General features: G+C 65.1%; 9 protein-coding genes. 3 read left to right on the top strand and 6 right to left on the bottom strand.

Annotation, left to right across the window (positions count from 1 at the left end):
* From AC1DYI_RS17855 to AC1DYI_RS17865, 3 genes are all read left to right on the top strand, one after another.
* Positions 1-622 (top strand): YhdP family protein (locus AC1DYI_RS17855; protein WP_477205476.1); only part of this gene is annotated, 622 nt, incomplete at its 5' end.
* Between the two features lie 89 nt (positions 623-711).
* Entirely contained in the window at positions 712-1512 is an 801-nt protein-coding gene (locus tag AC1DYI_RS17860) for a carbon-nitrogen hydrolase family protein (protein ID WP_477205477.1), read from the top strand.
* Positions 1513-1635: 123 nt separating this feature from the next.
* On the top strand, positions 1636-3855 hold the full coding sequence (locus AC1DYI_RS17865; RefSeq protein ID WP_477205478.1) for a S8 family peptidase: 2220 nt from the start codon (positions 1636-1638) through the stop codon (positions 3853-3855).
* Between the two features lie 114 nt (positions 3856-3969).
* On the opposite strand, the gene AC1DYI_RS17870 is transcribed toward AC1DYI_RS17865, so the two are convergent.
* From AC1DYI_RS17870 to AC1DYI_RS17895, 6 genes are all read right to left on the bottom strand, one after another.
* Entirely contained in the window at positions 3970-5610 is a 1641-nt protein-coding gene (locus AC1DYI_RS17870; RefSeq protein ID WP_477205479.1) for an outer membrane protein assembly factor BamB family protein, read from the bottom strand.
* 264 nt (positions 5611-5874) lie between these two features.
* Entirely contained in the window at positions 5875-6300 is a 426-nt protein-coding gene (locus AC1DYI_RS17875) for a hypothetical protein (RefSeq protein WP_477205480.1), read from the bottom strand.
* 14 nt (positions 6301-6314) lie between these two features.
* Positions 6315-6929 (bottom strand): hypothetical protein, encoded by a 615-nt coding sequence (locus tag AC1DYI_RS17880; protein WP_477205481.1) that lies wholly within the window; start codon positions 6927-6929, stop codon positions 6315-6317.
* A gap of 350 nt (positions 6930-7279) precedes the next feature.
* Entirely contained in the window at positions 7280-7750 is a 471-nt protein-coding gene (locus AC1DYI_RS17885) for a tetratricopeptide repeat protein (protein WP_477205482.1), read from the bottom strand.
* A 28-nt stretch (positions 7751-7778) separates the two neighbouring features.
* Positions 7779-8246 (bottom strand): hypothetical protein, encoded by a 468-nt coding sequence (locus tag AC1DYI_RS17890; RefSeq protein WP_477205483.1) that lies wholly within the window; start codon positions 8244-8246, stop codon positions 7779-7781.
* A partial coding sequence (locus AC1DYI_RS17895; protein WP_477205484.1) for a LysM peptidoglycan-binding domain-containing protein occupies positions 8234-10625 on the bottom strand: 2392 nt, incomplete at its 5' end. The genes AC1DYI_RS17890 and AC1DYI_RS17895, both read right to left, overlap by 13 nt.

Genomic DNA, 10625 nt, shown 5'->3' on the forward strand with positions numbered 1-10625 from the left:
GGGCGAGTTCAACTGGACCGGCGCGGCGCTGCAGCCCGATTGGGCGTCGATGGGCGGTGCGGCCCAGGTCAATGTCGACTCCGGCCAGTTCTTGAAGGCCGAGCCTGGGGCGGCGCGTCTGCTGGGCGTGCTGAGCCTGCAGTCGCTGCCGCGCCGGCTGACGCTGGACTTCCGCGACGTCTTTCAGCAGGGCTTTGGTTTCGACAACCTGGCCGGCGACATCACGCTCGACCAGGGCGTGGCGCGCAGCAACAACCTGCGCATCCGCGGTGTGCAGGCGGCCGTGCTGATCGAGGGCCAGACCGACCTGAAACGCGAGACGCAGGACCTGCACATGGTGGTCGTGCCCGAGATCAACGCCGGTACCGCGTCGCTCGCCTATGCCGCGATCAACCCGGCCATCGGGCTGGGCACCTTCCTCGCGCAGCTGTTCCTGCGCAAGCCGCTGATGCAGGCCGGCACACGCGAATTCCACGTCGGTGGCACCTGGGCCGATCCGCAGGTGCAGCCGGTCGAGCGGCCGGGTGAAAAGTCAGACGACCGGACAGGTGGCAGCCGGCCGAACGACTACCCCGGCGGCGACCTCGATGCCGCCGCGTCGGCGCCTTACCCCACGCGCTGACTGACCGCCGCTGGTGGTGCGTGGGCGGCACGCGACGCCAGCGCCCGTTCGACTCCAACACGCGGGTCCGCGGGCGCAGAATCAGCGCCATGAAGATCGCCGCCGTTCAAATGGTTGCCACGCCTGACGTGGACCGCAACATCGCCGATGCCCGCCGCCTGGTCGCCCAGGCCGCCGATGCCGGTGCCCGCCTCGTCGCACTGCCCGAGTACTTCTGCCTGATGGGCCAGCGCGACGACGACAAGCTGGCCATCGCCGAAGCCGATGGCGACGGGCCGATCCAGGCCTTCTTGGCCGACACCGCGCGCCGCCACGGCATCTGGCTGATCGGCGGCACCTTGCCGATCCGCGCGGCCACACCCGACCGTGTGCGCAACGCCTGCTGCGTTTACGGCCCCGATGGCGCGCGCGTGGCCCGCTACGACAAGATCCACCTCTTTGCCTTCGACAACGGGCGCGAGCGCTACGACGAAGGCCGCGTGCTCGAAGCCGGCAGCGAGCCGGTGGCCTTCGACGCCGAGGGCCTTCGCGTCGGCCTGTCGGTTTGCTACGACCTGCGCTTCCCGGAGCTGTACCGCGCGCTGATGCAGCCGGCCTGTGACCTGCTGGTCGTGCCGGCGGCCTTCACCTACACCACCGGCCAGGCGCACTGGGAGCTGCTGCTGCGCGCCCGCGCGGTCGAGAACCAATGCCATGTGCTGGCCAGCGCGCAGGGCGGGCAACACGAGAACGGCCGCCGCACCTGGGGCCACAGCATGGTGATCGACCCCTGGGGCGAGGTGCTGGCCGTGCAAGCCGAGGGTGAAGGCATCGCGGTTGCCGATGCGGCATTGGAACGCCGCAACGCGGTGCGTGAACAACTGCCCGCACTCGCCCACCGCCGGCTTTAGCCCCGCTTCGAAGCAACGATGCAGCAAAGAGGCGTTGCATAGACTGACTGGTTCGCGCCCGATCCCCACAACATCCACGCGTCTTCGCGAGACTCCATGTCCCAACAAAGCCCCCGTCCCTGGTTGAAACACCTACCCGCCGCGCTGCTGGCCTTGTCCGGCATCGGCCTGACGCTGGGCCTGGTCGCCGGTGAACGCAACCCGCTGCGGCCAGCGCCTGTGGTGCGCGCCGCAGCGAGCGAGCAAGCCCGCGTGATCGTGCGCTACAAGCCGGGCGCCAGCCTGCTGCGCACGCATGCCGCGCAAGCCGGCACCGGCCGGGCGCTGCGTTACGCGCAAGCGCTGGCCGCGCGCCACGGGCTGAGCCTGACCGACGGGCGCATGCTGGCCGAGCGCATGCAGCTGGTGCTGGGCAGCGGCATTGGCTCGCAGGCACTGGCCGCCAAGCTGGCGGCCGACCCCGAGGTCGAATGGGCCGCGGTAGATGGCCGCCGCCACGCGCTGCTGGCACCGAACGACCCGCTGTACCCCGACGGGCTGGTCGGCACCACGCCGGCCGCCGGCCAGTGGTACCTGCGCGCCAACAGCGGCAGCGTGAAGTCGTCGGTCAACGTCGAGCCGGCCTGGAACCAGGCCACCGGCAACGGCGTGGTCGTCGCGGTGCTGGACACCGGCATCACCAACCACCCGGACCTGAACAGCAAGGTGGTCCAGGGCTATGACTTCGTCGGCTACAGCAGCGCCGACGTGGCCACGGCCAACGACGGTGACCTCGACGACGCCGACCCGCACGACCCGGGCGACTGGATCACCGCGGCCGAAGACGCCAGCGGCGAGTTCAAGGACTGCGGAGAATCAGATTCCAGCTGGCACGGCACGCAGGTGGCCGGCATCATCGGCGCCGAGACCAACAACGGTGTCGGCATGGCCGGTATCGCGCGCGACGCGCAAGTGCTGCCGGTGCGGGTGCTCGGCAAATGCGGCGGCTATGACTCCGACATCGTCGCTGGCATGTACTGGGCGGCGGGCCTGAGCGTTAGCGGGGTGCCTGTCAACAGCCATCCGGCGCAGGTGCTGAACCTGAGCCTGGGCTCGCAGGACGTCTGCAATGCCGCCTACATGGCTGCGATGACCGACCTGACGGCAGCCGGCGTGGTGGTGGTGGCGGCAGCCGGCAATGACGGCCTGGCCGTCGGTACGCCGGCCAACTGCCCCGGCATGGTCGCCGTGGCGGGCCTGCGCCACATCGGCAGCAAGGTCGGCTTCTCGAACCTGGGCCCCGAGATCACCGTCGGTGCGCCCGGTGGCAACTGCGTCAATGAGACCGGCACCTGCCTGTACCCATTGCTGTCGGCCGTCAACACCGGCACCAAGAGTCCTTTGGCGGCCACCTACAGCGACGGCGACAACCACCTGACGCTGGGCACCAGCTTCTCGTCGCCGATCGTTGCCGGCACCGTGGCGCTGATGCTGCAGGCCAACCCGGCCTTGACGCCGGCGCAGGTGACCAGTGCGTTGAAGACCAGCGCCCGCGCTTATCCGACCTCCGGCGGCGACAGCGGCTCGATCGCCTGCGTGGCGCCGACCGACACGCCGCAAGACAGCGAGTGCTACTGCACCACCGGCACCTGCGGCGCCGGCATGGCCGATGCCGGCGGTGCGGTGTCGCGCGCCAAGACCGGCCCCTTCCCCGCCATCGCCGCCTCCCGGTTGACCGCGGTGGAGGGTGGCAGCGCCACGTTCAACGGTGGCGGTTCCAGCGTGCTTTCTGGCCGCAGCATTGCCAGCTACCAGTGGGCAATCACCAAGGGCGACAGCCTGGCCAGCTTCACCAGCGCCACCAACGCGAGCACGGCAACCGTCAAGACGACCGATGCCGGCCACGTCGAAGTGCAGCTGACAATCACCGACAACCTGGGTGCCAGTACCTCGATCCGGCAACCGCTCGAAGTGACCGGGTCAGCATTGGCGGCTGCCATCAACGCCAGCCCGACGGCGCCAGAAGTCGGCGACAACGTCGCGCTGAACGCCAGCTCATCGGTCGTCGACGCCGGCCGCACGATCACCGCCTACCAGTGGGCCATCACCTCCGGCGGCACCCTGGCCTCGTTCAGCGGCGCCACCAACGCCAGCACCGCCACGCTGACCACCACCGCAGCCGGCGCCGTCACCGTGCGCCTGACCATCACCGACAGCACCGGCCTGCAAGCCAGCACCACCCGCACACTGACCATCAGCGCGGCGTCGTCGGGTGGGGGTGGGGGCGGCGGTGCGTTGTCGCTGTGGTGGGGGTTGGGGTTGCTGCTCGCGGCGGCCGCGTTGCGGCGACGCGTAGGGCGCTGAGGAGCCGGGCGTCTCCGCCACGGGCACGTGGCGGCTCTTGCGCTCAGAGGTCTGCGGTGCGTCTCAACCGACGCTGTGCTGAGCACGTGGTGCTCGGCGCAACGTCGGGCAAGCTCAAGGTGCAACGACCTGAACGACCGCCTTGTTGTTGCTCAACTGCGGGTCCGTCTGATCGGCGGTGACCGAAGCCGAAACGCCATATGTGCCCGGAGCGGCCGGAACCAGCGCGAACTTGGCGGTTACCGTGGCGCCTGCTGCCAGCCAGTCATAGCGGCAGGTGATCCGGCGCTCCACCAGCTTGCACTGGTCATCCAGGGCCCCAACGGCGAGGGCCCGCGGCACCAGCACCGTCAACTCGACATGGGCGGCGTTGGCCGGCCCTTTGTTGGCCACCGTAGCGCGGAACCCGAAGTAGCCGTACTGCTCGTTGGGTGTCCACTCGTTTTGCAGCGTGACCTTGGCATCGGCGCCGCTCTGGCCATCACCGGCGTTGATGGCCACCAGATGGCCGTTGGCACCGGCGATGTACAGGTTGCCATCGCTCAAGGTGAGCGCACCGGCCGCAGCGTACGACCAAACCGCTTGATGCGTGTTCAGATCGATTGCATAGGTCTTGCTCTGCCCCGAAACGAACAGGTGCGTGTTGGTCACCACCAGCGGGCCGCCCAGCAGTTCATCGGGCGTGCTCCACATCCAGACTTGCTTGCCGGTTTTCTCGTTCAGGACCGCGAGTGTGCCGTTGCGCACCACATAGATGAACCCGTTGGCCAAAGAGGGCTGCGACACGAAGCCTTCGTTCTGAGTCCAGCGGATCGAATGGTTCTTCAGATCGAAGCTGATCAAACGCCCGCCGTTGAACGCCAGCGCATTGTGTTGCGATCCGAGTACCGTGGCCTGGCCCATGGAGTAGCCGCTCCAGTCCCAACCCGGGTCGTTGATGCGATCAACCTTGGCGCCGGTGGACCGCTGAAGAATGTMGAGACCGCCGCCGACATAGGCGTACGTGCGCTTGTCGTCGACTGCGGGCGTCCACATGTCGTACTGGTCCAGCGCGGTGAACCATTTGCGCTCGCCACTGGCCCCCTTGAACGCGTACATCCCGCCGTACGTGCCACCGTTCATGTAGACCGTGTGGTCGACGATGGTCGGCGCGAGGTAGTTCTCCCACTGGGCACCGAACGGGGATTGAAACACCGAGGTGCCGGTGGTTGCCTCATACGCGCGAAGCCAGGTGTCACCACCGTTGTTCACGGTCTGGAAGTAGACGGTCCCGTTGTCGTAGGCGGCTGGGTTGACGGAGTAGATGTCGGGAAAGGCGAGCTTCCACAGCGCGCTACCGTCCATCGCGTTAAGTACGCGGAACTCCTGGTTGGAGAAGTAGCCGCTTTCGCTGACGAACACCATGCCGTCGGCGGCCGTCACCTGCTGCAAGGCGCTGCCTTCGTGGACGACCGTGTCCCAGACTTTGCGGAACTGCTTGGCGTCCAGCGCCACCGGCACGTAGCCGGTGTGCAATGCGTTGCCCTGGTAGGTCGTCCACGGTTGGACGGTCTGCGCTTGGGCAGAAGCGCAGAGCAGCAGCGCAACGGCGGCCCAATGCGAAGCCTTGAGTTTTGTATTCAAGAGAGATCCCCTTTTCTGACTGGATGAATTGGCTTGTCGCCGCCCTCGACGCCCCCTCAGACAGCGTCGCCTCAAATGGATGAGGAATTGCAGCTTACTTGCGCGCTGCGGAGCATCGCCGACCCAACTCAACAATCTGATGACAGGCCGTGCCCGACCGCACCAGCGTATTGAACCAGCGTGGTGGCTCAAGAGTTGAGCCTGCTTGGGACGGACGAGGCGTGTCTGCAGCGAAACTCCAGGGGGACGATCGGCAGATCGGCACGGCGTGATGTCCTCGACCGCGAGGCGCTCACCAACGCGGCGGCATCCGCGGGCTGATGCCGCGCATGGGGACGCTGCTGAGGGCGGCGTTACATAGGCGCCAGCCCCGATGACCGGCTGGCCGRTCGGCCGTTACTCGGTGAGCAGGCGGCCCGCAGCCTCGTCCATCAGCAAGCGCAGGTCGGCGCGGGATTCCATCTGGGTCTGCACGTTGTCGACGAGCTGTTGAAAGCCTGGATCGTTGATCAACTGCGGGCCCCATTCGTCGAGCATCAGCGACTCGAGGAACACGCGAAAGGCCTTGCGACGACGGTCGGGGTCGGCCTTGTCGATGGCCGTGATGCGGCGGGCGATCGCCGAGGCCAGGCTCTCGGCATGGCGCGGTTGCGACGAGGCAGCGTCGGTCGCGCGCCGGTCGGATTGTTCCGATGTCGAATGGGCCGAGGAGGCTTGAGATGTCCCGGCCTGGCGTGTCGTCACCGGCGAGGTCTTCGCCAGCGCAGAGAGCTGACGGCGCAGGTGCGCCGTCAGTTCTGCCGGGGGGCCGATCGTGCTCACGGTCGGTGCCTAAGTCAGTGCGAAGGACCTTGCTGCTGGTAGTTGGACAACAGGACGTGCAGGTTGCCGGACTCGTCGGCCTCGGTGGCCGGGGGCTCAGCTGAGGGGGCGGCGGGCGCCGGCGTGGTGGCGGCTTCAGCGGCGGCCTGCGCGGTCGCGATCCGCTCGAGCATCATCTGCAGATCGTTGTTCAGTGCAAGGTTGTCGTGGTTCAGCGCGATGCCTTCACGGAAGCATGCCGTCGCGCGATCGAAGTCGTCTTGCGCCAGGGCGGCGAAGCCGTGCACCGTGCGCTGCAGCACGTTCTCCGGCGGGAGCTGGAAGAGCGGGCCCCAGGTCACCAGCGCGAGTGCAGGGCGGCCGGACGAGAACTGGATGAGACCGAGTTGATAGCGTGCCATCAGCAGGTCGGGCGCCAGCAACACGGCGTTGGCGTAGGCGGCCTCGGCCTCGTCCATGCGGCCCAACTGGGCCAGCTCGGCACCCATCAGGAAATGCGGCAAGCCTGATGCCGGGGCTTGTTCGCTGGCACGGCGAAACAAGTCCATCGCTTCGTCGACGCGGTCCGCCTGGCTGGCGGCCAGGCCTTGCTGGATCAGGGCATCAAGTGCTGCGGGGTTGTCTTGCATGTCGGTGCCAGTGAAATCGGTGAATGTTGGAGTATCGGGCCTGTGGGGCGTTGGATGGCTGCAGGCTTTGTGGTGTGAGGAGAGGGGCGTGGCAGGTGCCGCCAAATCGGGGCAGTTGCAGACGCCGCCATCGGCACGTCGACGCCGAAGGCATCGCTGATCAAATGAGCCCGAACTGGGCCGCTGAGTCGGGTGTTGCATTGCAAGACCTGACCCCGGCTTCTCATTTGACCCCGGCTTCTCATTCGGATCGCCATGCCTAAGCTTGACTTCCAAGACGGTATCTGACCCCGGCCTCTCGAGACCTGACCCCGGCCTCTCGCACATCCGACTGGCGCGAAGGGCAAGCGTCAGCGTCTCAACTCTTCAAGATGTTGCCTTACGAGTTTGAGAAACGCATCGTCGGTGCTCAAGGCTAAGCACTTCGAAAAATCAGCGAAAGCTGAATCGATTTTTCCCATTTCTTGGAAAGTGCGAGCCCGGTTGTAAAGCGCCAGAGCGTCAACAGGATCTGCTTCGAGCGCCTTTGCGAAAAAGGCGACGGCTTCTGAATAGTTTCTGAGCTMGAAATGGATCGTTGCAACCGTTCGATACGTGGCCGACTCCCGGTATCCGAGTTCTATGGCGCGAGCAAGATCAGCCAGTGCAGCTTCGAAGTTGTCACTCATGGCCAAGGCCGTGCCACGATCAGCGAGTGCCAAAGCGTTCGTCGGATCGATGGTCAATACGTCACTGTAGAGGTCGAGCGCATCGTTGATTCGTCCTTGGGACAGGAACTTCCGCGCTCGCATACAGATGATCGAAAGGTCGAATTGAGCCATTTCCCTAAGTCCTGTGACGGCGAGAATACTACGTGGTTGATTCGATGATTTGCCTCCTCACCAAGTTCAGCGGCACTATGGCGCCGCCGACTGGCGATTCCTCAGCCTGCAGATCTATCCCGATTTCTACGCCAGAATCATCGTGGATAGATAGGTCGGCGGGCGGGATTATGACACAGGGTTGGTTACGGATTGACCTTACCAAGTAGTGTCCGTGCCACGCACGCTCGTACAACCGCCCGTGGGCCGCACTGAGAAATACAACCGCGGTTTCACCCGTCTTTAAGGAGGTGTTTCCCCAGTGGGTCGGTTGCGTTACAAACTCGATGACTGCCCCACTCACCATTCGTTTTAGCGCGTCTCTTGAAAGATAAATGTCATCTATGCGCGCCTTTATCTTGTCGAGGTCGCTGCTGTCAATGACATGAATCAACGCCACGTCGTATTGGGACCCCGACTCCGAAAAGAACTCGGACGCGCGCGCTACGGTTGCCATGGGCGCCCCTCAGCCTCAAGCAGGGGCATATATTTGCTCAATGTTCCAGTGGCTTCTGGAATAGGTATGCCGAGGCGAGCCGGAAATGTCGCGCAGTTGGAATTGCAGAGTTCCGGCAGTGACCCGTCTTTGGGTGGGAATTTGTAGAAGACGTCACTCATGGTCTTTCGCACCCCAAATTTTTCGTGTGCCTCGACGATCGCATCGTATTCTGATTCGCTAACTACGATTTTCTGCTCGACGACAACTTGAGGTTTTCCCCCGGTGCCGCGGGCGATTCCAGGTGAATTTGCAACGTCCCTGAAGACGTTGGTGTCGTCTTGAATTATTCCAGGATGGCGTTCACCGGCGCCAATTCTGGTTACCGCGTCGTACGAGCTCTTGGCGTCCGGCATATCTGGACCCATGCCATAGATTGTCTTCTTGCCCAACGTGTATCCAACATGGCCGGTTACGCGGTAAGGATGCAGCTTGGGGTTCGCTTCCAGATCCTTTATCGAGCCGGCCCCACGGAAACCCACCAAACTTACTTCTCGCGACGGGATGATCTTCTCGGGACCAAACTTGAAATCCAAGTTCAGTGCGTCATCGATCTTACGGTTGAGTCTAGCGAAGCTTTGGCGAGCAAATCCGAGGACCCTTTTGGCACCCCATCCCAGTACCGCGGCGCCTACCGCCATCGCACCAATTCCTCCGGCAGCTGAGTCCTCTGACTCGTATCCGGCGTCGGCGAATCGGCCGCCGATAGCGTCCGTGATGCGCTGCTGCGCCGCCTCGATCGTTTCACCGATCACACTGTGCTCGATGACCTTGCCGATCGCGTACGACACCGGAGCGGCAGCAATGTTCAGTGCCTCGATGGCAATGCCGACCAAGGGGCGGTCCTGGATGTATTCGCTGACGTTCTTGACGAAATAGCCGGTGTCACGCGCCAGCACGTCGATGGCACGATCGCCGAGGGCGACGCCGTACCGCTCTCCGCGGCGACCAGTGATGATCTCAGTGCGATCAGGGAGCGCCAGCGAGTCCGGGGATGGCGCAGGCTCGTTCGATGGCAGCACGAACTCCTTGCGCAGTGCGTCCATGATCTGCGCGCGATCGCTGTTGCCAACGCCACGAGATTTCAGCGCGATGTCAGTGACCTCTGCGCGGCGCCCAGGCGAGATGACATTGCCCTCGTAGGTCATCCTCACCATGTCGGTGAGGGCGCTGGCAGACGTCGGGTCGGCGAGGTCCAGGTGCCACTGCTGCGACAGGCGATGGGCGTAGTCGCGCTGCTGGGGCCCCATGCTTCGGATGGCGTCGGGCAATGACGCGTCACGCATGGCATCCACGATGCTCTGTCCCAGCGCGTTGCCAAAGGCGTCAGTCGCGACGGTCTTCAGACTGAACGTACCGCCTCGCACCTTGTTGGATGCGGCGCTGGTGGTGATGCCAGCGAGCGTACCGGTGAGCAGCTTACCGGCGTCGCCGAACTGGGACATCATGGTGTCGCCGATGTTCTGCTGGACGGCAGCACCAGCGGCCGCACCCACGGCAGCGGCCGCGACGCCGCGCCAACTGAACGGGGCGTTGGTCAGGTGCAGTTCTGCGCTCACACCCTGCGTGACGGCATTGCTCATGGCCGACTGGGCCGCGGCGTTGACGTACGTGTTGCTGCTGACGGTGCCAAGGCCGCTGACGCCAGCGGATGCTGCTCCTCCAACCGCACTGGCCGCCACTTGCTTCCAGCTGAACTTGGCCTGGTTCATTGCCACGCCGACCAACTGGCTGGCGATGGAGCCGACGGCTGCGCCGATCGCGCCGGCAACCATACCGGTCGTTGTGCCTGCAACGGCCGCTGAAGCGGCCATCGCGCCGGCCATGCTTCCGCCTGCGAAAGCAGAAGAGGCTGCAGCAGACATCAGACTCGCTGCGGCCCCCGCCGTATAGATCGTCACGATCACGGCCACGACGATCATGATGATCATGCCGATCGTGCCGCAGCCCTTGTCCGCCTTGGGTGCCGGGATGTTCGGCGAGGTGTCGCCCACGACATCGGTGGCGTCGTAGGGCTTGAAGGTGGAGACGTTGTTGGAGGTGCCGCCGATGTTGCTGGGCAGGTCGATGGTCTGGCCGGTGCGCAGGTCRGMGTCGCCGCGCAGGCCATTGGCCTGGGCGATGCGCCACCATTGGCTGGARTCRCCGTAGGCGGCTTGSGCGATGGCYTGCAGGCTGTCGCCGGGGCGCACGGTGAASGAGCCGACGCCGGGGGCGGGGTAGCCGCCGGAGATGGSGCGGAAGCCGAAGTTGAAGTCGGMCTCRTGCTGGAAGTTGGCGTTGCCCTGGCTGGTGCGCGGATCGAGCTCGTTAGGSCCCAGSCCGTGCTTGCCCATGATC

The sequence above is a fragment of the Ideonella sp. P3_A4 genome (assembly GCF_056403075.1).

Bases quoted from the DNA above. Each gene is read 5' to 3' on its own strand.
- AC1DYI_RS17880 (WP_477205481.1), bottom strand. From the start codon at position 6,929: ATGCAAGACAACCCCGCAGCACTTGATGCCCTGATCCAGCAAGGCCTG.
- AC1DYI_RS17860 (WP_477205477.1), top strand. From the start codon at position 712: ATGAAGATCGCCGCCGTTCAAATGGTTGCCACGCCTGACGTGGACCGC.
- AC1DYI_RS17890 (WP_477205483.1), bottom strand. From the start codon at position 8,246: ATGGCAACCGTAGCGCGCGCGTCCGAGTTCTTTTCGGAGTCGGGGTCC.